The following is a 21,043-nucleotide window of genomic DNA, read 5'->3' as shown; positions in this document are numbered from 1 at the left end:
CGGATGAAATCGGCTTTCCCGCGGGGCTGGGACCAGGTGCTCATCTGGGCCTTCTCCGACCTGCGCCGCGGCGTCCGGCCCGACACGGTCAGCGCGATCTCGATCGTCGTCGCCCCGCACGTCCAGGGCCGCGGCCTGTCCGCACTCATGCTCTCCGCGATGCGCGACAACGCCCAGACGCGCGGCTTCCGCGAGGTCGTCGCCCCCGTCCGGCCCAGCGCCAAACACCTGGAACCGCACACACCGATCGAGGAGTACGCGAACCGCGTGCGCGCCGACGGACTGCCGCACGACCCGTGGCTGCGCGTCCACGCCCGGGCCGGCGCCACGATCCATGCCGTGGCGCCGGCGTCGATGACCGTGTCCGGCTCGCTGGCGGAGTGGCGCGCCTGGACCGGCCTGCCCTTCGACGCCCGGGGCGACATCGAGGTGCCCGGGGCACTGGTGCCGGTGCACTGCGAGCCGGAGCTCGGCTACGCGGTGTACGTCGAGCCCAACGTGTGGATGCGGCACGCCATTTGAGCGGGGCTTCGGCTGCCCGGGGCGCCGGTCAGCCGCCGAGCGCGTCCAGGTCCAGGATCTCGCCCGTGGGCTTCTGCGCCGGGACCGGCTTGTCGTAGTCGCTGAAGGTGAGGGTCCCCGGGTCCTTGGCGGTCGTGCTGTCGATCCGCAGCAGATACGGCTCGCCCTCGGTGGCCACGTACAGCGTGTACCGGTCCTTGCCGTCCTTCTCGTGCAGCACGATCGCGGGTGTGCCGTCGACGGTGGTGGTCTGCCCGCGGGTCGCGTCCGAGTTCACGTCCTCCGCGCCGCCGAGCACCGAGTCCAGGTCGCAGAAGCCCGCGATGTCCTTGGCGTCCTGACCCTTCGCGGCCATCTTGGTCCACTTCCCGGCGAGCAGGGCCACGGCCGCGTCGGTGTCCGACTTCGGCTCGCCCTCGCTCTGGGCGCGCAGGAACGCCTCGTCGTACTTCATGTACACGGTGTCGCCGGTCTTGATCAGGTCGGCGTTGCCCTGGCCGCCCATGCTCATGGTGCCGGCGCACTCGCTCTGCTTGTTCAGGGCCATGTCGATCCGGATCGTGCCGTCGCTCTCGTCGTCGGCGATATCGCCCTTCATACGGAGTGAGGAGGCGCCGGTGGTGGCCTTGAGGGCCCGGTCGGCGATCTCCCCGCCGGTCAGCCCGGCGAACGGATCCTTCGGCTTGGCGGACTGGGAGGTGTCGGAGGCGTTGGACGCGTTGGCCTTGCCCGGTTTGTCGTCCGCCTTGTCCTGGCCGGACAGGCAGCCGGTGAGTCCCGCGGTGGCTGCGGTGACGAGGCAGAGGGCGGCGAGTGCGGTGCGACGCATGGGAGTTCCTTGGTGGGACGTGATGGGACGTGGTGGGACGTGGTGGGACGAGATGCGGTGCGGTGGGGTGCGGTGCTGTTGGGCGCGGCCCGAGGCGGCGGGCGGGCGTCGTGTGGTGACGCCGCGCCTCGCACGGCGACGACCGGTCAGCCGGTCTTCTTCCAGTCCCCGCAGCCGGACGTCTTGAAGTAGGCGTCCTTGGCGCTGATCGTGACGACGCCCGTACCGCTGACGTTGTTGTTCGCGATGATCGAGTCCAGGCCGTGGTCGGCGTCCTTGGTGCGCTCCCAGTAGCAGGAGTCGTCGGTGTTGCCGGTGGACTTGTAGGTGCCGGGGGCGATGTCCGCGCCGACTCTGAACATGCCGCCGTCGCCGTCCATCGTGGTGGCGGGGGAGCCCTTGGCCGTGGTGTCGACGGCCTCCCAGTCCTTGCAGTCGCTGGACTTGAAGAGCTTGTCGGTGGCCTTGATCGTGACGTAGCTGGTGCCGGTGACGTTGTCGTTGGCCAGCAGCGAGTCCATCTCGCCCGAGGCGTCCTTGGCGCGTTCCCAGTAGCACATGCCGTCGCTGTTGCCGGTGGTGCGGTAGGTGCCGGGCTTGACGTCCGAACCGACCTGGAACTCGCCGTCCCCCGCGAACGCGGTCTTCTTCTCCTCGGCCGCCTCGGCCTTGCCGGTGTCCTTCTTGCCGCCGGGCTGCTGCGCCGCGGACGCCGAAGAGCCCTTGTCGGCGGCGTCGGCCGTACCGCCGTCGCCGTTGTCCCCGGCGTTCGCCGAGACGACACCGATGACGACGACCCCCACGACGGCGCCCAGCGCGACCTTGCCCTTCATGCCCATGGCTGTTCCCTCCCCTGGCGTGGCGGCTACCCCCCTGGCGGCCGCTCGTTCGCTGGGTCAATAAGACCAGAGCATGTGAACCGAGTCAACACGGTTCACAGGGTGTCTTGGGTACACGTCGTGAATGGGTAGCTCTTGCACGCGTCGGTATGCTCGACGCCACAGGGGACGAGTCGGGACGAGGGGAGCGGGGCGAGTGCAGGACAACGCGACAGAGGTGACCGCCGCCGGAATCGCACGGCTCGCCGGCGTCGGCCGCGCGGCCGTGAGCAACTGGCGCCGCCGGCACGCCGACTTCCCCAAGCCCGTCGGCGGCACCGAGACCAGCCCGTCCTTCGCGCTCGCCGAGGTCGAGGCCTGGCTGCGCCACCAGGGAAAACTCGCTGAAGTGCCCTTGCGGGAACGCGTCTGGCAGCAGCTTGCGGGCCACCCCGAGGGGCCGGTCACCGCACTCGCCCACGCCGGCTGTGTACTGCTGCTCATCCATGACCGGCCGACGGTCTGGCTGGAGGTGAGCGCCGGCTCCGACGAGCGCCTCGCCGCGATGCTGCCGGCCGCGCTGGAGCAGGTGATCACGCCACGGTTCGGCTCGGCGCGTGGTGGCCGGGGTGTTCACGCCGGAGCATCCGCAGCGGCGGCACCGGCTGTGAACCGCCCGGCCGCTGTGAACACTCCGAATGCCGCTCAAGCGGGGTCAGCCGCTCTGCACACACCTGTCGCAGCCGATGCCGGTGTTCACAGCGGACCCCTCGTGGACACGCCGGTTCCTGTGAACACATCGGTGCCTGTCGGCGTCCCGGTGCCTGTCAGCGGTCCGGGGCCTGTCAGTGCTCCGGCGCCCGCCCACGCCCAGGCGGCTCTCAACATCGCACCCACCGCCCCCACCGCACCCACCGCCCCCGCAGTTCACCTCCCCACAGGCCCCCAGCTCCTCCCTTCCGCCCCCCTCCTGCGCGGCGCGGCCGAGCTCGCCGCCCAGTCGGGCGCCCGCCAGACCTTCGAGTTCCTGCTCGGCCGGCACCTCGACGCCAACCCGCGCCAGTACACGCTCACCCCCACCGAGCTCGCCCGCCTCATGGCCGACCTCGCCGGACCCGCCCGCACCGTCCTCGATCCCGCCTGCGGCACCGGCGCCCTGCTGTGCGCCCTCGACGCGCGCCCCGACCAGGAGGTCTACGCCCAGGACAGTGCCCCTGAACTCGCCGCGCTCACCGCGCTCCGGCTCGCCCTGCAGGGCCGGGCCACCGTGCGCGGCGCCGTCGGCGACACCCTGCGCGCCGACGCCTACCCGCAGCTGCGCGCCGACACCGTCCTGTGCCACCCCCCGTTCAACGAGCGCAACTGGGGCCACGACGAACTCGCCTACGACCCCCGCTGGGAGTACGGCTTCCCGGCTCGCGCCGAGTCCGAACTGGCCTGGGTGCAGCACGCGCTCGCCCGGCTCAGGGACGGCGGCACCGCCGTCCTCCTCATGCCGCCCGCCGCCGCCTCCCGCCGCTCCGGGCGCCGTATCCGCGCCGACCTGCTGCGCCGCGGCGCGCTGCGCGCCGTCATCGCCCTGCCGGTCGGTGCGGCACCCCCGTACAACATCCCGCTGCACCTGTGGGTGCTGCGCCGGCCCGAGAAGGCGCCCGCGCAGCCCGAGGTGCTGCTCGCCGACGCCGGGCAGTTCGCCGGAGAGGGGCGCGGCGGGCCCGACTGGCAGGGCGTCAAGGACGCCGTGCTCGACGCCTGGCGCGGCTACGACCGGGCCGGCACCCTCCAGGAGCGGCCGGGCCTGGCGCGTTCCGTGCCCGTCATCGAACTCCTCGACGACGACGTCGACCTCGCACCGGCCCGCCACCTCCCGCCCCCGACGGCGGCCGACGGCGCCGAGCAGCTCATGGCCGTGCGCGAGCGCCTCGGCGAGACCCTGCACCTGACCACCGGCCTCACCCCGCCCCCCGCCGTGACCGCGCAGCCAACCCGCTGGCCGCTCACCACCATCGGCGAACTCGCGCGCGGAGGCGCCCTGGTGATGCGCACGGGCGGAAACGGCGGCCACGCGCGCGTGCCCGTCCTCACCGACCACGACGTGCTCGCCGGAACGGACCCTTCGGGGACGCTGCCCGAGAGCGACGAGGAGGCCGTGCTGACGCAGGCGGGCGACGTGGTCGTGCCGGTGCTCGGCGGCGGCTCGGTGGCGCGCGTGATCGACGACGCGACCGGGGGCGCCGCCCTGGGGCGCAACCTCGTGCTCCTGCGCCCCGATCCCGCGGCGCTCGACCCGTGGTTCCTCGCCGGGTTCCTGCGCGGCACCGCCAACAACCGCCAGGCAAGCAGCTACGCGTCCACCGCCACCCGCCTCGACGTGCGCCGGCTGCAACTGCCCCGGCTCCCGCTGGAGGAACAGCGGCGCTACGGCGCGCGGTTCCGCGCACTCGACGAGTTCGAGCGGGCGATCAGGCTCGCGGGCCGGCTCGGGGACCAGCTCGTGCGCGGGATGTACGACGGGCTGACGGACGGGACGGTGGCGCCGGGCTGAGCCCCGGTTCGGGCCCCGACCCGTCCCCGGTTCGGGCCCCGACCCGTCCCCGGTTCGGGCCCCGACCCGTCCCCGACGCCACCTGCGGCGTCGTACGAAGTGATCAGCATGACAACGGTTCAGCACAACCCGGGACCGCTTGTCCGTGTCGGCCTATACGCTCGAACTCCGACATCGAACCCAGGCCCAGGAGCAGTCATGTACGGCCACGGCGCGGCGCCGCCCACCCGCAGCACGGGTACCGTCATCACCCTGCGTGTACTGTTCGCCGCCGCCGGCATCCTGTCGTGCGGTCTGCTCGCCTGTGTTCCGCTGTTCCGGGTCGCGATTCTGCGCGGGCGGTGGTTCGACTGGACGGCGGCTTGGCTGTCCCTTCCGCTGTCCGTCGCCGCGCTCGCGGTCGTCGGCACGGTGCCGGAGAGCGACACCAGGAGCGATGTCGCGCTGGCCGTGGTCCTGATCCTCGGCGCCGGCAGCGCCGCCTACTTCCTGGCCACCGACATCCGGTTCCACAACGCCAGGCGGTACGGGCAGCAGTTCGCGGGCTACGTACCGCCCCACGCGCAGACCGCCCACGGACCGTACGGCTACCCGCAGCCCACACCGCCCACACCGCCGTACGCGGGCACCCCCATACCGCAGCCGCACCTGCCCCAACCCCCCACGGTGCAGGCGTACATACCGGACATGCCCGTGCCGCAGCCCCCCGTGCCGCAGTCCCCGCCGCCGCAGCGCCCCGCGCCCGCCCGTATCGACCAGGTGCGCGCCGAGCTCGACGAGCTCAGTGACTATCTGCGCAAGCGCGAGGACCCCAGGGACGGCAATTACGAGGGCGGAAGGTGACCGTGGCGACAGGACGCGTCGTCGCCGGCCGGTACGAACTGGCCACGCTCATCGGGCAGGGCGGCATGGGCCAGGTCTGGACGGCCTACGACCAGCGACTCGACCGGCGTGTGGCGGTGAAGCTGCTGCGCCCCGACAAGGTCGCCGGCCAGGAGGCGGACGAACTGCGCCGCCGGTTCGTGCGCGAGTGCCGGGTGACCGCGCAGGTCGACCACCCCGGTCTGGTCACCGTGCACGACGCGGGCAGCGAGGGCGAGGAACTGTTCCTCGTCATGCAGTACGTCGACGGCGCCGACCTCTCCGACCACCTCGCCGAACACGACCCGTACCCCTGGCAGTGGGCGGTCGCGGTCGCCGCGCAACTGTGCGCCGTGCTGAGCGCCGTGCACGCCGTGCCGATCGTCCACCGCGACCTCAAGCCGCGCAACGTGATGGTGAAGCAGGACGGCACGGTCACCGTCCTCGACCTGGGCGTCGCCTCCGTCATGGACGCCGACACCACCCGCCTCACGCACACCGGCACCCCCATCGGCTCGCCCGCGTACATGGCGCCGGAGCAGGCGATGGGCGGTGCGGTCGGCCCGTACACCGACCTGTACGCCCTCGGTGTGCTGCTGCACGAACTCCTCAGCGGCGACGTGCCGTTCGCCGGCTCGACGGCGCTCGGCGTGCTGCACCGGCACCTGTACGAGCCGCCGCTGTCCGTGCGCCGACTGCGCCCCGAGGTCCCGGAGGCGCTCGAGAGCCTGGTCCTGCGCCTGCTCGCGAAGGACCCGCAGCACCGCCCCGCCTCCGCGCAGGAGGTCTACGAGCACCTGGCGCCGCTCCTGCCCACGCGCGGGACACCCACCGGGGCGCCACTCGACCCCACGCGCCCCTTCCTGCGCCCGCACGCCCCCTGGCCGGACCGCGCGCGCACGCCCGCGCCCCAGCCCGCCCCCGTCGCACCGGTCGCCGAGCAGCCCGACGTCGCCGGCGCCGTCGACGACGTCAAGCGCCTCCTCGGCGAGGGCCGCATCACCCAGGCCGTCGACATCCTCGGCGCGATCCTGCCCGCCGCCGCGCAGCAGCACGGCGAGCACTCCCCGGTCGTACGCACCCTGCGCAAGCAGTACGCGGCCACGCTCATGGACGACGGCCAGTACCGGCGCGCGCTGCCCGAACTGCGCCGCCTCGCCGACGAACGCGCCGCCGAGGCCGGCCAGGCCGACCCGCAGTCCCTGCGCTACCGCTACGAGGCCGCCCAGTGCCTGGAGCAGCTGGGCGAACCGGCGGCGGCGCTCGCCGAGTACCGCGCGCTGCTGCCGTACTACGAGAACCAGTACGTCGCCGGCGACCCGGAGCTCTCCTTCGACGTCCGCCGCCGCATCGGCCACCTGCTGCTGGCGCTCGGCGACCGCGCCGCCGCCCACGACACGCTGGCCCGGCTGCTGCACGACGTGGAGCGGCTGCAGGGCCCCGGACACCCGCTCGCGGCCGAGATCCGCCGGACGCTGCAGTGGCTGGGGCAGGTGCGCGGCTAGATTTTGCTGTGCCCTGAGAGAATCTTGTGATCTTCTAGGGGTCGTTTTTCCCGAACAGCAGAGCGCATCCGGTTAGCTTGCGATCCGTTTCGCGCCACGCGCGCCCGTTACCGCATATCGCATCGCACATCGCGTATCGCATAGTGCAGAACCAGGGGTGGGGTCACACATGTCCAACCATCGTCAGTCGAGGAAGCGCAGATACATCACGTGGGGGGTGGCCGGAGCCGCTGTCGTCGCCGGGGCCGGCATCGCCGCGCAGACCTCGATGGCCGCCACGACCTGGCCCGCGCAGAAGACGTACACGGGCCGCGCCTTCGACACCTGCGCCGCGCCCTCCCTGTCCGCGATGAAGGCCTGGCACACCGACGGCTTCTACGGCGCCGCAGCCGTCTACATCGGCGGTAAGAACCGCGGCTGCTCCCAGCCCAACCTCACCGCGTCCTGGGTGAAGTCCGTCAGCACCGGCGGCTGGAAGCTCATCCCCCTCTACGTGGGCGCCCAGCCGCCGTGCCAGACCGGCTCCAGCCCCGAGAAGATCAGCGCCTCCACCGCCGCCTCCCTCGGCGCGAGCGACGCCGCCGACGCGGTCGCCAAGGCCTCCGCCCTCGGGATGAAGGCCGGCAGCCCGGTCTACCTCGACATGGAGTCGTACGACATCACGAACAAGGCGTGCAACGACGCCGTGCTGACGTATGTGCGCGCCTTCGACAAGGCCCTGCGCGCCAAGACGTACCGCAGCGGCTACTACGGCTTCACCAGCTCCAGCGCGAAGGCGATCGCCAACGCCACCAACAAGACGGACCTGCCGGGCAACCTCTGGTACGCGCTGTGGGACAAGCAGAACACCACCACCGCCGACTGGCCGTTCGGCTCGACCCAGTTCACGAACCACAGCCGGGGCCACCAGTACATGGTCAACAGCAAGGAGACCCGCGGCGGTTACACGATCACCGTGGACCGGGACGCGTGGGACGGGCCGGTGGCCATCACGGGCTGACGGTTTCCGCCGGGCGCGCGGCGGTGCCCGAAGTGCTTGCGAATCGTTGGTCGAATGGGTTGGCCAGAGCCTGACCACTGCCTACCATCGATCACCGCAAGACTTTGTGCACCGTCGCACAATCTCCTCGGGAGGTTCCCTTGCACCGCCGCCGTCGCACCGCGCTCGTCCTCTCCGCCGCGATCGCCGCCGCGGCTCCCTTCCTCACCGCCTGCGGAAACGATGCGCATCCCGGCGCCGCGGCTGTCGTCGGCAGCGAGCGCATCACCGTCTCGCAGCTGGAGAGCAGGGTGCAGGAGGTGCGCTCGGCGCAGCGTGCGGCGGTGCCGGACGACGCGCAGTACGCGCGCGCCATCGCCACCTCCGGCACCCTCACCCGCGACACCCTGCAAGGGATGGTCCTGGACCAGGTGCTCCGGCGGGCCGCCCAGGACGCGGGCGTCAGCGTCACCCGCAACGAGGTCCAGCAGAGGCGGGCCGGCCTGGAGCAGCAGGCGGGCGGCGCCGAGGGGCTGGAGGCGGCCTGGCTGCAGCAGTACAACATCCCGCCGACGCGCCTCGACGACAACCTCCGCCTCCAGCTGGAGGCCCAGAAGCTCGCCACCCACCTCGGTACCGCCACCGACCAGCCCGCCTTCTGGAAGGCCCTGTCCGAGGCGTCCAAGGAACTCCACGTGAACCTCAACCCGCGCTACGGCAGCTGGGACGTCCAGAAGGTCAGCCTCGTCGACGCGAAGACGCCGTGGGTACGGGAGGTCACGGCGGCGGGGTCGCAGCAGACGGCGTAGCGGGTACGGCGGTACCGCTCGGCCCGTGGACAACTCCCGGGGCCCCGGAACGGACCGCGCCCCCTCAGCGCGTCACCCCCAACCCCGAAACGAACCGCGGCCCGTCCGCGCGGTGCTGCACCGGGAAGGTGACCTTGAGGCTCTGCTCCTGGCCGGCCACCGACAGGTGGGTGACGTACTGCAGGCCCAGGAAGGCCTTCTTCGAGCCGCCCGCCGAGACGTACGGACGCACGCCCAGGTCGGGGCTGGTCAAAACGGGAGACCGGCTTGACCGTCGCCCTACCGTCCAGCCAACTCCCGTTCACCGAACATCCGTACGTTCCCTACCTAGCCTCCGCCTTCCCCGAAGCCGCCTGGCCGCGGCAGGCCGCCGCCGCGTCGGACTGGGCGGCGATCCGACTCGCACCCCCGGTCGTTCCACGCCGAGGACTCCCGGGGCTGTGGGCGCCGTGCGTTACGTTCGAAGCGTGAACACACCCAGCCCCGAAGCCGCCACCGGCCGCATCGTCCTGCTCACCACCAGCCACCGAGTCGCCCCGGGCCTGCTGTCCTGGCCCGCCTGGCAGGCGCTGCGCGCGGCCGACCGAGTGTTGTGCGCGGACGGAGCGCACCCGCAGCTGCCGTATCTGCGCGAGGCGGGGATAGCCGTCGACGAGGCGTCCCCCTCCGCCGAGGAGCTGGTCGATGCCTGCGCCGGCGGGCGCACGGTGGTGGTCGTGGCGACCGGCGAGGGCGAGCCCGCGCTGACCGACGGCCTGGCCCGCCTCGCCGGCTCCGGCCGCGTGGCGATGCCGGAGCTGGAGCTGCTCCCCGCCTCCTACGACCTCCCGGGCGCCCGCCTCCTCGACCTCGTGCAGGTCATGGACCGCATCCGCGTCGAGTGCCCGTGGTCGTCCCAGCAGACCCACAAGGGCCTGGCCAAGTACGGCATCGAGGAGGCGTACGAGCTCGTCGAGGCGATCGAGGACGGCGACCGGGACGAGCTGCGCGAAGAACTCGGCGACGTCCTCCTCCAGGTCGTCTTCCACGCCCGCATCGCAGAAGAGGATCCGGAGGCGCCCTTCTCCATCGACGACGTGGCCGCCGGCATCGTCACCAAGCTCATCCACCGCCACCCGCACGTCTTCGGCGACGAGACCGCCTCCACCCCCGAGGAAGTCAAGGAGCACTGGCTGCGCACGAAGGCCCAGGAGAAGCGGCGCACCTCCGTCACCGAGGGCATCCCCCTGCACCAGCCCGGCCTGGCCCTCGCCGCCAAGCTGGCCTCCCGCGTCCGCACGGCCGGCCTGGACGTCCCGCTCCCGCAGACCGAGGGCGTCGGCTACGAGCTGCTGGCACTGGCGGCGCGGGCCGAGTCGGAGGGCGTGGACCCGGAGGCGGCGCTGAGGGCGGCGGCACGGGCCTATCGGGACGCGATCCGGGAGACGGAGACGGAGACGGCGCCGGCGCCGGAGGGTGAGGGCTGACAGAGTCGACTTCACCCGGGCGTGGAGAACTCCACCGGAAGCTCTCGTAGCCCACGCATGATCAGCCCGCCCCGCCAGCGCAGGTCGGCAGGGTCGGCCGCAAGACGGAGGTCGGGGAGTCGGCGCAGCAGTGTCTCGAGGGCGGTACGGCCTTCGAGGCGGGCCAGAGGCGCACCGAGGCAGTAGTGGATGCCATGGCCGTATCCGAGGTGCTGGTTGTCCTGGCGGGAGAGGTCGAGCCTGTCCGGCTCGGCGAAACGCGCGGGGTCGCGGTTCGCGGCGGCGAGCACGACCAGCACCGGGTCGCCTGTGGCGATGTGCTGCCCGCCGATGGTGAGAGGTTCGGTGGCGAAGCGCCACGTGGCGAGTTCCACGGGGCCGTCGTAGCGGAGCAGCTCTTCGATGCCGGTGTCGAGCAGCTCCTGTTCACCACGGTCGATCGACTTCTGGAGGCGGGTTCGCTGCTCAGGGTTGCGAAGGAGCGCGTACACGCCGTTGCCGATCAAGTTGATGGTCGTCTCGAAACCCGCGAACAAGAGCACGAAGCACATGGCGGCGGCCTCGTTCTCGGTGAGGTGCTCGCCGTGGTCGGAGGCACGGATGAGGCCCGAGATCAGGTCGTCGCCGGGGTCGTTGCGCTTGCGGTGGATGAGTTCGGCAAGGTAGCCGCGGATTTTCTTGACGGAGCGAGCGACACCGCCGCGCGGGCCTCCTCCGTGGCGGATCATCATCCCCGCCCAGTCGCGGAAGTCGTCCTGGTCCTCACGCGGGACGCCGAGCAGGTCGCAGATCGCGTAGATGGGGAGGGGGAAGGCGAAGTCGTGGATGAGGTCGGCCTTGCCGTCGGCCGCGAAGCCGTCGATGAGACCGTCCGTCAACTCCTGCACTCGGGGAGCGAATTCGGCTACACGGCGCGGGGTGAACGCTTTGGAGACGAGACGGCGCAGCCGGGTGTGGTCCGGCGGGTCGATGTTGAGCAGGTGCGTCATGAGATTGGCGCTGCGCTCGCCCGGGATGCCGGTCCTGCTCTTGCCTTGAGCGTCATCGGCATGGTGAGCGGGATTCTTCGACAACCGCCCGTCCGCGAGGGTCCGGCGCGCATCGGCATAGCGGGTCACCAGCCATGCCTCGACTCCGCTGGGAAGTCTTGTCCGATGGACGGGGGCATGCTCACGCAGCCAGGCATAGGCCGGGTACGGGTCGGTGGCGAACTCCCAGGTGAAGAGTTCGGGTGCAGGGTTCGGGACGTTCACGACACGACCGTAACGGGAGCCGTTCGGTCGGTGCGCGGCCGCGGACCCGGGATGCACCGCCTGGAGGCTGGTCCGTGGGAGTCCCGTTCACCGAGGGAAACATGACACGCCCTCAACTCTGTGATCTTCACGTGATCTGTGCGGCATTAACTTGTGACAAGTGATCGTCTGCCGATACGTTCACCCATCAGCACGGTGCCCAGCGTCACCCGCCGTGCCGGTCACTGCTGTCGTGTGAAAGGTCTCCGTATGCTCTCCGGGAACGGTCGTCACCGTCGCCCCCGCCAGGCGCCGGCCCTCCTCGTCGCGGCCGGAGTGACCGGCTCCGCCATCGCCATCCCGCTCCTCGCCGCCACCGGCGCGAGCGCGGCCGAGGGCAGCACGTGGGACCACGTCGCGGAGTGCGAGACCGGCGGCTCGTGGAGCGCCAACACCGGCAACGGGTACTACGGCGGCCTCCATCTGACCCAGGCGGACTGGGAGGAGTACGGCGGTCTCGACTACGCCTCCAGAGCCGACCTGGCCAGCCGGTCCCAGCAGATCGCGGTCGCCGAGAAGATCCTCGCCGACCAGGGGGTCGGCGTCTGGTCCACGTGCGGACTGCTCTCGGGGCTCTCCCAGGACTCCGCGTCGGCGGACGTCGACACAGGCGTGGCGGACGACTCCTCGCACGGAAAGTCCAACTCCTCCGCATCATCCAACTCGCACGGCTTGTCCGACTCGTCCGAGGAGTCCTCCGGCGAGGCTTCCGCCGACTCGTCCGCCGAGCCCTCCGACGAAACATCCTCTTCCGACGCTTCTGCGGACAGCACGGACACCACGGACAACTCCACCAAGTCCGACACGAACTCCGACTCCGGCTCGGACTCGGGCTCCGGTGCGAGCGATTCGCAGGGCGCGGACAGCTCGCCCGCGGATGAGGCGACGGGTGATGACTCGGGCAACTCCGAGCAGAGCGTCGGCTCTTCGAACCTCGTCGACACCGGCGCGCTCGGCACCGGCCGCCACCGCGGCGGCAGCGCCGACGAGGGTGCGTCCGGCACCGGCGCTACCGCCTCCTCCACCGGCCGGCACGCCTCGCCCGCCGACGCCGCCGACGGCTCGTACGTCGTCCGTGTCGGGGACAGTCTCGTGTCCATCGCCGACTCCCTTGGCCTCGACGGCGGGTGGCGCGCGCTCTACGAGGAGAACAAAGAGACGATCGGTACCGATCCGAGCCGCATCGTCCCCGGTCAGACCCTGGAAGTCGGTGCCTAAACGGGCGAAAAGCGACGGGAGTTGACGTCCTGTTTCGCCATTAAATGTCCGATTTGGCGAAAGTGTGGGATGAGTCTCAGAAGCCCTGATCGTCTTTGAAAAACGGCGGATCGCCTGCCTACGGTCAGGACCGCTCGCCACTGCGAGCCCCGGCTGCCGCAACGCCGAATCCTGCCAGCGGCCGCACGGGAACAGTCGTCGCGTCAAGCGCCGTAGGCAGGAGCGGGGGACCCAAGGTAAGTGCCGGGCCCAGCAGTTGAGGCTGGTTCCGGCTTGGGGTGAAGCCGTGTCCCGTGAGGGGCGCGGCCGGGCAACTCAACCGGCCCGAACCCGACAGCTCACCTCGCAGGCGTCGGTGAGGGGATCCAACCATGCTGTTTTCCAGCAAGGGCAAGCACCGTCGCCCGTTCAAGGCCACCCGCGTCGCCGCGCTCGCCGGCGTCACCGGCGTCGCCATCGCCGCCCCGCTGATGGCGGCCGGCAACGCCTCCGCCGCCACCGCCTCCGAGTGGGACACCGTCGCCCAGTGCGAGTCCGGCGGCAACTGGTCCATCAACACCGGCAACGGCTTCTACGGCGGTCTGCAGTTCTCCGCCTCCACCTGGGCCGCGTACGGCGGCACGCAGTACGCCGCCACCGCCGACAAGGCCTCCAAGGCCCAGCAGATCGCGGTCGCCGAGAAGGTCCTCGCCGCGCAGGGCAAGGGTGCCTGGCCGACCTGCGGCACGGGCCTCTCCAGCGCCGCCTACAACGGCAGCGCGAGCACCAGCACCACCACGAGCACCGGCACCACCACCCGCTCGACCGACGAGCAGGCCGCCTCCCGCTCCGCCGAGCGCCCGGCCGCCACGACGACCGTCACCACCCCGACCGGCGAGAAGGTCAAGAAGGGCGACGGCGAGTACAAGGTCGTCACGGGTGACACCCTCAGCTCCATCGCCGAGAAGTACAGCGTCAAGGGCGGCTGGCAGCAGCTGTTCAAGCTGAACAAGGACATCGTCGACGACGCCGACTTCATCTACCCGGGCCAGCAGCTGCACCTGAAGTGACACCCGGCTCGTAGCTGAACCACAGCGCCCTCACATCCGTGCCTTCCATAGTGAAGGCCTCGTGCGGGCCACCCCCCGTCCCCACGGGCTCCCCGCTCCGGTGCGCGTTCCCCCGTACGCACCGGAGCGGGGCCTTTTTGCGATCCGGCCTCTTTTCGCGAACCGGCTTTGTTCCGTTCGGAAACAATTTACTCTCGGTTCCGTCCACCGGCCGGTCAACGGCTGGCCGATCGCCCGGAGCCGGTTAGGCTCAGTCTCGCGGGGCCACCACAGGCCCGCATACCCGCGTCACATCCCAGAAGGAGATGCTCGTGCCGTCCATCGACGTCGTCGTAGCCCGGGAAATCCTGGACTCCCGAGGCAACCCCACGGTCGAGGTCGAGGTCGGCCTCGACGACGGCAGCACGGGTCGTGCCGCCGTCCCGTCCGGCGCTTCCACCGGCGCCTTCGAGGCCATCGAGCTCCGCGACGGTGACCCCAACCGTTACCAGGGCAAGGGTGTCGAGAAGGCCGTCCTCGCCGTCATCGAGCAGATCGGCCCGGAGCTGGTCGGCTACGACGCCACCGAGCAGCGCCTGATCGACCAGGCCATGTTCGACCTGGACGCCACCGACAACAAGGGCTCGCTCGGCGCCAACGCCATCCTCGGCGTCTCCCTCGCCGTCGCGCACGCCGCCTCCGAGGCGTCCGACCTGCCGCTGTTCCGCTACCTCGGTGGCCCGAACGCGCACCTGCTGCCCGTCCCGATGATGAACATCCTGAACGGTGGGTCGCACGCCGACTCCAACGTCGACATCCAGGAGTTCATGATCGCCCCGATCGGCGCGGAGTCCTTCTCCGAGGCGCTGCGCTGGGGCGCCGAGGTCTACCACACCCTCAAGAAGGTGCTGAAGACCAAGGGCCTGTCCACCGGCCTGGGCGACGAGGGCGGCTTCGCCCCGAACCTGGAGTCCAACCGCGCCGCCCTCGACCTCATCGTCGAGGCCATCAAGCAGGCCGGTTACGTCCCCGGCGAGCAGATCGCGCTCGCGCTCGACGTCGCCGCGTCCGAGTTCTACAAGGACGGCAAGTACGAGTTCGAGGGCAAGTCCCGCTCGGCCGCCGAGATGACGGAGTACTACGAGGAGCTCGTGGCGGCCTACCCGCTCGTCTCCATCGAGGACCCGCTGTTCGAGGACGACTGGGCCGGCTGGAAGGTCATCACCGACAAGCTGGGCGACAAGGTCCAGATCGTCGGCGACGACCTCTTCGTCACCAACCCCGAGCGCCTCGCCCGCGGTATCGAGGAGGGCTCCGCGAACGCCCTGCTCGTGAAGGTGAACCAGATCGGCTCGCTGACCGAGACCCTGGACGCCGTCGAGATGGCCCAGCGCAACGGCTTCAAGTGCATGATGTCCCACCGCTCCGGCGAGACCGAGGACGTCACCATCGCCGACCTCGCCGTCGCGGTGAACTGCGGCCAGATCAAGACCGGCGCCCCGGCCCGCTCGGACCGCGTCGCCAAGTACAACCAGCTGCTGCGCATCGAGGAGATCCTCGACGACGCCGCGGTGTACGCCGGCCGTTCGGCCTTCCCGCGCTTCAAGGGGAACGTCGAGGTCTCCAAGGGCTGACCCAACCCGGGCCAAGCCTCAGCCAGTCGTCCGTACGTCCCCGTACCCGGTCCCGTACCGTGTCCGGGGACGTACGCACGTATGACGGGTGTGAAGGGGAGGCGGGAGAGCCAGATGGCCGTGAAGGACCGGGACCGTTTCTCCACCGCGACCAGGCTGCGGCTGTTCGGCGAGCAGACGGCGGCCCGCGTCTACCGCTCCCAGACCAAGCGGCAGGCCCGCCGCTCCCGGCTGACCGGCCGGGCCGCGCTGCTCGCCCTCGTCCTGTGCTCGCTGATCGTGGCCCTCGCCTATCCCATAAGGCAGTACGTCTCCCAGCGCGCCGAGATCGCCGACCTGGAGCGCCAGAAGCAGCAGGCCAAGGAGCGCGTGGAGCAGCTGCGCGACCTCAAGGCACGCTGGCAGGACGACGCGTACGCCCAGCAGCAGATCCGGCAGCGGCTGCACTACGTGATGCCCGGGGAGACGGGCTACGTCGTGATCGACCCGGACGCGGCCAAACAGTCGCGCGCCGACGCGGGGGCGGCCCACCGCCCCTGGTACTCGAACGTCTGGGACGGAGTCGACAAGTCCGACGCCTCCGACCAGTGAACGGACAGAAAGACAGGCATGGAAACGCCCCCGCCGCCCACCCCGCGCACCGAGCCCACCGACGCGGACGTCGAGGCCTTCAAGCAGCAGCTCGGACGGCCGCCGCGCGGGCTGCGCGCCATCGCGCACCGGTGCCCGTGCGGGCAGCCGGACGTCGTCGAGACGGCGCCCCGCCTGCCCGACGGCACGCCCTTCCCGACGACGTACTACCTGACGTGCCCGCGTGCCGCCTCGGCGATCGGCACGCTGGAGGCGAACGGCGTCATGAAGGAGATGACGGAGCGGCTGGGGACCGACCCGGAGCTCGCCGCCGCGTACCGTGCCGCGCACGAGGACTACATCGCGCGCCGTGACGCCATCGAGGTCCTGGAGGGCTTCCCGAGCGCGGGCGGTATGCCGGACCGGGTGAAGTGCCTGCATGTGCTGGTGGGGCACTCCCTGGCCGCGGGTCCTGGCGTCAACCCGCTGGGCGACGAGGCGATCGCGATGCTGCCGGAGTGGTGGCGCAAGGGGCCGTGCGTGCAGCCGCTCGAGGCGCCCGACCCGGCGGACGAACACCCCGGTGAGGAGGGCCCCGTCTCCGACCCCGCCGAGGTCCGCAGCGGCTACTTCGCGTACCAGCCGCTGGTGCCCGCGGGCTTCAGCCGCGTCGCCGCCGTCGACTGCGGTACGAACTCCATCCGGCTGCTCGTCGCCGACGTCAACCCGGCCACCGGTGAACTGCTGGAGCTCGACCGGCGGATGACGATCGTGCGGCTCGGGCAGGGCGTCGACAAGACCGGCCGGCTCGCCCCCGAGGCGCTGGAGCGGACCTTCGCGGCGTGCCGCGAGTACGCGGAGGTGATCCGTGAAAAGGGCGCCGGGAAGGTGCGGTTCGTGGCCACGTCGGCTTCGCGGGACGCCTCGAACCGTGACGACTTCGTGCGCGGCGTCGTGGACATCCTCGGCGTCGAACCCGAGGTCATCTCCGGCGAGCAGGAGGCCGAGTTCTCCTTCACCGGTGCGACCAAGGAGCTGACGGGCGGCGACCACCTGGCCAAGCCGTACCTCGTCGTGGACATCGGCGGCGGTTCGACCGAGTTCGTCGTGGGCGAGGAGCACGTGCGCGCGGCGCGCTCGGTCGACGTCGGCTGCGTGCGGATGACCGAGCGGCACCTCGTACGGGACGGCGCGGTCACCGACCCGCCCACCGAGGAACAGGTCGCGGCCATGCGGGCCGACATCGAGCGGGCCCTCGACCTCGCCGAGGAGACGGTCCCGCTGCGTCAGGCGCGCACCCTGGTCGGCCTGGCCGGTTCCGTCACCACTGTGTCGGCGATCGCGCAGAACCTGCCCGAGTACGACTCGGCCGCCATCCACCACTCCCGCGTCTCCCGCGACAAGGTCCGCGAGATCACCGAGTGGCTGCTGCGCTCCACCCACGCCGAGCGCGCGGCGATCCCCTCGATGCACCCGGGCCGGGTGGACGTGATCGCGGCGGGCGCCCTCGTGCTGCTCTCGATCATGGAGCGGATCGGGGCCGAGGAGGTCGTGGTGAGCGAGCACGACATCCTCGACGGGATCGCCTGGTCGGTGGCGTAGGCCTCGGTTCCTCCTGCTCAGCGGCACTCTGCTGAGCAGGCCGGATAACGTATGAGCGGGTCCGGGGGGCGTGAAACGCCCCCCGGTGACACGCCGCCGGAAAACTTCGTGAAGTTCTTCACAAGGAATTCGGTCCTGGTGGAGGATCCGAGGGTCCCGGTTGGCCCTTTCGGGGGCTCAACGGTCCTGCGGGCGTGCTCAGGGGAGCATGACGAGGGTGTCGCGCGAGGGTTTCGCGGGAGGTCCATTCAGGGGGCTCACTGCGGGCCCGGAAGCCCGGAGAGGCAGCTCACGCGGCATTGACAACGGTCCGCCCCGGACGCCGGTTCCCGGTCGCCGCCATGACGTGGATCACGTGAGCCGCGGAGGATAACACACCCCCTGCCGGAGCTTGTGAAGGGGCGCACGAGCGACCCCCCTGGGGCAGGTGGATACTCGATGCCATGAGCACCACGGAGCGTCCCAGGATCCTCGTAGTAGGCGGTGGGTACGTAGGCCTGTACGCAGCTCGGCGCATTCTCAAGAAGATGCGCTACGGCGAGGCGACCGTCACGGTCGTCGACCCCCGGTCGTACATGACCTACCAGCCCTTCCTCCCCGAAACCGCCGCCGGCAACATCTCCCCGCGCCACGTCGTCGTCCCGCTGCGACGCGTGCTGCCGAAGGCGGAGGTCCTCACCGGCCGGGTCACCACCATCGACCAGGACCGCAAGGTCGCCACGATCGCCCCGCTGGTCGGCGAGGCGTACGAGCTGCCCTTCGACTACCTGGTGATCGCCCTCGGCGCGGTCTCGCGCACCTTCCCGATCCCCGGCCTCGCCGAGCAGGGCATCGGTATGAAGGGCATCGAGGAGGCCATCGGCCTGCGCAACCACGTCCTCGAGCAGCTCGACAAGGCCGACTCCACCACCGACGAGGAGATTCGCCGCAAGGCGCTCACCTTCGTCTTCATCGGCGGCGGCTTCGCCGGTGCGGAGACCATCGGTGAGGTCGAGGACATGGCCCGCGACGCGGCCAAGTACTACAAGAACGTGTCCCGCGAGGACATGCGCTTCATCCTCGTCGACGCCGCCGACAAGATCCTTCCCGAGGTCGGCCCCAAGCTCGGCCAGTACGGCAAGGAGCACCTGGAGGGCCGCGGGGTGGAGATCTACCTCTCCACCTCCATGGACTCCTGCGTCGACGGTCACGTGGTGCTGAAGAACGGCCTCGAGGTCGACTCCAACACGATCGTGTGGACGGCCGGCGTCAAGCCGAACCCGGTCCTGTCCCGCTACGGCCTGCCGCTGGGTCCCCGTGGTCACGTCGACACGGCCCCCACCCTGCAGGTCCAGGGCACCGACTACATCTGGGCCGCGGGCGACAACGCCCAGGTGCCGGACGTCGCCGCCCGCAAGGCCGGCGTGGAGAACGCCTGGTGCCCGCCGAACGCCCAGCACGCGCTGCGTCAGGCGAAGGTCCTCGGCGACAACGTGGTCTCCGGCATGCGGGGCTTCCCGCAGAAGGAGTACGCGCACTCCAACAAGGGTGCGGTGGCCGGTCTCGGCCTCCACAAGGGCGTCGCGATGATCGTCCTGGGCAAGACGAAGATCAAGCTCAAGGGCCGTCTGGCCTGGTACATGCACCGCGGCTACCACGGTATGGCCATGCCGACCTGGAACCGCAAGATCCGCGTCTTCGCCGACTGGACCCTCGGCATGTTCCTCAAGCGCGAGGTCGTGGCGCTCGGTGCGCTGGAGTCCCCGCGCGAGGAGTTCTACGAGGCCGCCAAGCCGGCGCCGGTCGCCGCCGCGCCGAAGTCCGGGAAGACCGAGGAGAAGGCCAAGGCCTCCTGACCTCCGGTCGCTGAACCACCCCGAAGGGGTCGCCCGCCATCCGTGGTGCGGGCGGCCCCTTCGGCGTTCCCCGACCGTGGCCCACCCGGCAATGTGAGTGCTGGCTACATCTATTTTGCTTGTTTGTAACTCCAATGCGGGACTGCGCCGTGGGCATGCTGATGTTTACGTGGTGTTGGGACATCCGGGATCAGCTCTCACGGAGGTGTGCGCCATGGCTGACGCCGCGCTGCGGCTCAAGGGCTTCGTCGAACAGTTGCTGGGAGAACCGCTCCCGGTGCGCATCCGCGCCTGGGACGGTTCGCAGGCGGGTCCGCCGGGCGCGCCGACACTCGTCGTGCGCAATCGCCGCGCCCTGCGCCGACTGCTCTGGAAACCGGGCGAATTGGGCCTGGCCCGCGCCTGGGTCGCCGGTGACCTGGACATCGAGGGCGACCTTTACACCACCCTGGACCTGCTCTCCGGCCTCTTCTTCGAGCGCGGCGAGGACGCCAGGACCCTCACCCAGGCCCTGCGCGACCCCCAGGTGCGCGCCGCCGTCCGCGGCCTGGTGAAGCTGGCCGGCCCCGCGCTGCCGCCCGCCCCGCCCCGTGAGGAGGTCCGCAGGCCCCGCGGCCACCTGCACACCCGGCGCACCGACCGGCACGCCATCAGCCACCACTACGACGTCGGCAACGACTTCTACGAGCTCGTCCTCGGCCCGTCGATGGTCTACTCGTGCGCGTACTGGGAGTCCTCCGAACCGGATGCCACGCTCGAGGACGCCCAGCGCGACAAGCTCGAACTCATCTGCCGCAAGCTCCGCCTGACCCCGGGTCAGCGGCTCCTCGACGTCGGCTGCGGCTGGGGCTCCATGGCCATCCACGCGGCCCGCGAGCACGGCGTGAGCGTCGTCGGCATCACCCTCTCCCAGGAGCAGGCCGCCTACGCCCGCAAGCGGGTCGCCGACGAGGGTCTGACGGACCGGGTGGAGATCCGCGTCCAGGACTACCGGGACGTCCGCGACGGCCCCTACGACGCGATCTCCTCCATCGGTATGGCCGAGCACGTCGGCGCCGAGCGCTATCTGGAGTACGCCGAGAGCCTCCACGCCCTGCTGAAGCCCGGCGGCCGCCTCCTCAACCACCAGATCGCCCGCCGCCCGCACCGCGACGAATCGGCGTACGAGGTGGACGAGTTCATCGACGCCTACGTCTTCCCGGACGGCGAACTCGCCCCCGTCGGAACCACCGTCACCCAGCTCGAACGGGCCGGCTTCGAGGTGCGCGACGTCGAGTCCATCCGCGAGCACTACGCCCTCACCCTGCGCCAGTGGGTCGCCAACCTGGAAGCCGACTGGACCAGGGCCACGCAGCTGACCAGCCCGGGCCGCGCCCGCGTCTGGCGCCTGTACATGGCGGCCTCCGCGGTGTCCTTCGAACGCAACCGCATCGGCGTCAACCAGGTCCTCGCGGTACGCACCCCCGGGTCGGGCGCCTCCGGGATGCCGCTCAGGGCACGCACCTGGAACTGACCGCACAGCACAAGGGG

At 70.9% G+C, this 21,043-nt stretch carries 17 protein-coding genes, 2 pseudogenes and 1 riboswitch; of the genes and pseudogenes, 15 read left to right on the top strand and 4 right to left on the bottom strand.

Annotated elements, in window-relative coordinates; all coding sequences use genetic code 11:
• Positions 1 to 21: 21 nt before the first annotated feature.
• Positions 22 to 522, top strand: a pseudogene (locus ABT114_RS21060) (GNAT family protein); the annotation flags it as partial.
• A gap of 28 nt (positions 523 to 550) precedes the next feature.
• On the opposite strand, the gene ABT114_RS21055 reads toward ABT114_RS21060, so the two are convergent.
• Entirely contained in the window at positions 551 to 1,351 is an 801-nt protein-coding gene (locus ABT114_RS21055; RefSeq protein WP_351144326.1) for a hypothetical protein, read from the bottom strand.
• Between the two features lie 146 nt (positions 1,352 to 1,497).
• The gene (locus ABT114_RS21050; protein ID WP_351144325.1) at positions 1,498 to 2,190 is read right to left on the bottom strand and encodes an Rv1352/Rv1906c domain-containing protein; all 693 of its coding nucleotides are present in this window, start codon (positions 2,188 to 2,190) and stop codon (positions 1,498 to 1,500) included.
• A gap of 196 nt (positions 2,191 to 2,386) precedes the next feature.
• Between ABT114_RS21050 and ABT114_RS21045 the strand changes: the two genes are divergently transcribed.
• The 5 genes from ABT114_RS21045 (at position 2,387) to ABT114_RS21025 (ending at position 8,868) form a co-directional block, all read left to right on the top strand.
• Positions 2,387 to 4,714 (top strand): N-6 DNA methylase, encoded by a 2,328-nt coding sequence (locus ABT114_RS21045; protein ID WP_351144324.1) that lies wholly within the window; start codon positions 2,387 to 2,389, stop codon positions 4,712 to 4,714.
• Between the two features lie 198 nt (positions 4,715 to 4,912).
• The gene (locus ABT114_RS21040) at positions 4,913 to 5,557 is read left to right on the top strand and encodes a hypothetical protein (RefSeq protein ID WP_351144323.1); all 645 of its coding nucleotides are present in this window, start codon (positions 4,913 to 4,915) and stop codon (positions 5,555 to 5,557) included.
• A gap of 38 nt (positions 5,558 to 5,595) precedes the next feature.
• Positions 5,596 to 7,080 (top strand): serine/threonine-protein kinase, encoded by a 1,485-nt coding sequence (locus ABT114_RS21035; RefSeq protein ID WP_351144530.1) that lies wholly within the window; start codon positions 5,596 to 5,598, stop codon positions 7,078 to 7,080.
• A gap of 169 nt (positions 7,081 to 7,249) precedes the next feature.
• Positions 7,250 to 8,080 carry a glycoside hydrolase domain-containing protein gene (locus tag ABT114_RS21030; RefSeq protein WP_351144322.1) on the top strand — a complete coding sequence of 277 codons (831 nt, stop codon included), beginning with the start codon at positions 7,250 to 7,252 and terminating at the stop codon, positions 8,078 to 8,080.
• A gap of 140 nt (positions 8,081 to 8,220) precedes the next feature.
• A complete protein-coding gene (locus ABT114_RS21025; protein ID WP_351144321.1) occupies positions 8,221 to 8,868 on the top strand; it encodes a SurA N-terminal domain-containing protein in 648 nt (215 codons plus the stop codon).
• Between the two features lie 64 nt (positions 8,869 to 8,932).
• Here ABT114_RS21025 and ABT114_RS21020 read toward each other — a convergent pair whose 3' ends face one another.
• Entirely contained in the window at positions 8,933 to 9,121 is a 189-nt protein-coding gene (locus ABT114_RS21020) for a hypothetical protein (protein WP_351144320.1), read from the bottom strand.
• 214 nt (positions 9,122 to 9,335) lie between these two features.
• Here ABT114_RS21020 and ABT114_RS21015 point away from each other — a divergent pair, with 214 nt between their 5' ends.
• Positions 9,336 to 10,334, top strand: coding sequence for a nucleoside triphosphate pyrophosphohydrolase (locus ABT114_RS21015; protein WP_351144319.1), 999 nt, complete (start codon positions 9,336 to 9,338; stop codon positions 10,332 to 10,334).
• Positions 10,335 to 10,345: 11 nt separating this feature from the next.
• On the opposite strand, the gene ABT114_RS21010 is transcribed toward ABT114_RS21015, so the two are convergent.
• Complete coding sequence (locus tag ABT114_RS21010) at positions 10,346 to 11,587, bottom strand: cytochrome P450 family protein (protein ID WP_351144318.1); 1,242 nt, start codon at positions 11,585 to 11,587, stop codon at positions 10,346 to 10,348.
• 249 nt (positions 11,588 to 11,836) lie between these two features.
• On the opposite strand from ABT114_RS21010, the gene ABT114_RS21005 reads away from it, so the two are divergent.
• From ABT114_RS21005 to ABT114_RS20970, 8 genes and pseudogenes are all read left to right on the top strand, one after another.
• Positions 11,837 to 12,844 carry a transglycosylase family protein gene (locus ABT114_RS21005; RefSeq protein WP_351144317.1) on the top strand — a complete coding sequence of 336 codons (1,008 nt, stop codon included), beginning with the start codon at positions 11,837 to 11,839 and terminating at the stop codon, positions 12,842 to 12,844.
• 198 nt (positions 12,845 to 13,042) lie between these two features.
• Positions 13,043 to 13,211: riboswitch (cyclic di-AMP (ydaO/yuaA leader) on the top strand.
• A gap of 4 nt (positions 13,212 to 13,215) precedes the next feature.
• Positions 13,216 to 13,893, top strand: coding sequence for a transglycosylase family protein (locus tag ABT114_RS21000; RefSeq protein WP_351144316.1), 678 nt, complete (start codon positions 13,216 to 13,218; stop codon positions 13,891 to 13,893).
• 305 nt (positions 13,894 to 14,198) lie between these two features.
• Complete coding sequence (eno, locus tag ABT114_RS20995) at positions 14,199 to 15,506, top strand: phosphopyruvate hydratase (RefSeq protein WP_351144315.1); 1,308 nt, start codon at positions 14,199 to 14,201, stop codon at positions 15,504 to 15,506.
• Positions 15,507 to 15,620: 114 nt separating this feature from the next.
• Complete coding sequence (locus ABT114_RS20990; protein WP_351144314.1) at positions 15,621 to 16,097, top strand: FtsB family cell division protein; 477 nt, start codon at positions 15,621 to 15,623, stop codon at positions 16,095 to 16,097.
• An 18-nt stretch (positions 16,098 to 16,115) separates the two neighbouring features.
• Positions 16,116 to 16,517 (top strand): annotated as a pseudogene (locus ABT114_RS20985) (DUF501 domain-containing protein); the annotation flags it as partial.
• Positions 16,518 to 16,724: 207 nt separating this feature from the next.
• The gene (locus tag ABT114_RS20980) at positions 16,725 to 17,678 is read left to right on the top strand and encodes a Ppx/GppA phosphatase family protein (protein WP_351144529.1); all 954 of its coding nucleotides are present in this window, start codon (positions 16,725 to 16,727) and stop codon (positions 17,676 to 17,678) included.
• Between the two features lie 443 nt (positions 17,679 to 18,121).
• Complete coding sequence (locus ABT114_RS20975) at positions 18,122 to 19,513, top strand: NAD(P)/FAD-dependent oxidoreductase (RefSeq protein WP_351144313.1); 1,392 nt, start codon at positions 18,122 to 18,124, stop codon at positions 19,511 to 19,513.
• A gap of 214 nt (positions 19,514 to 19,727) precedes the next feature.
• The gene (locus tag ABT114_RS20970; RefSeq protein ID WP_351144312.1) at positions 19,728 to 21,026 is read left to right on the top strand and encodes a class I SAM-dependent methyltransferase; all 1,299 of its coding nucleotides are present in this window, start codon (positions 19,728 to 19,730) and stop codon (positions 21,024 to 21,026) included.
• Positions 21,027 to 21,043: the final 17 nt, after the last annotated feature.

The sequence above is a fragment of the Streptomyces sp. NPDC002088 genome, from assembly GCF_040296605.1.
Taxonomy (GTDB): Bacteria; Actinomycetota; Actinomycetes; order Streptomycetales; family Streptomycetaceae; genus Streptomyces.
The sequence above is the reverse complement of the archived record's forward strand: the minus strand, read 5'-3'. Positions and strand labels throughout refer to the sequence as shown.

Coding starts and splice junctions, on each gene's coding strand:
- ABT114_RS21055 (WP_351144326.1), bottom strand. CDS start 1,351: ATGCGTCGCACCGCACTCGCCGCCCTCTGCCTCGTCACCGCAGCCACC.
- ABT114_RS21050 (WP_351144325.1), bottom strand. CDS start 2,190: ATGGGCATGAAGGGCAAGGTCGCGCTGGGCGCCGTCGTGGGGGTCGTC.
- ABT114_RS21040 (WP_351144323.1), top strand. CDS start 4,913: ATGTACGGCCACGGCGCGGCGCCGCCCACCCGCAGCACGGGTACCGTC.
- ABT114_RS21030 (WP_351144322.1), top strand. CDS start 7,250: ATGTCCAACCATCGTCAGTCGAGGAAGCGCAGATACATCACGTGGGGG.
- ABT114_RS21005 (WP_351144317.1), top strand. CDS start 11,837: ATGCTCTCCGGGAACGGTCGTCACCGTCGCCCCCGCCAGGCGCCGGCC.
- ABT114_RS21000 (WP_351144316.1), top strand. CDS start 13,216: ATGCTGTTTTCCAGCAAGGGCAAGCACCGTCGCCCGTTCAAGGCCACC.
- eno (WP_351144315.1), top strand. CDS start 14,199: ATGCTCGTGCCGTCCATCGACGTCGTCGTAGCCCGGGAAATCCTGGAC.
- ABT114_RS20990 (WP_351144314.1), top strand. CDS start 15,621: ATGGCCGTGAAGGACCGGGACCGTTTCTCCACCGCGACCAGGCTGCGG.
- ABT114_RS20975 (WP_351144313.1), top strand. CDS start 18,122: ATGAGCACCACGGAGCGTCCCAGGATCCTCGTAGTAGGCGGTGGGTAC.
- ABT114_RS20970 (WP_351144312.1), top strand. CDS start 19,728: ATGGCTGACGCCGCGCTGCGGCTCAAGGGCTTCGTCGAACAGTTGCTG.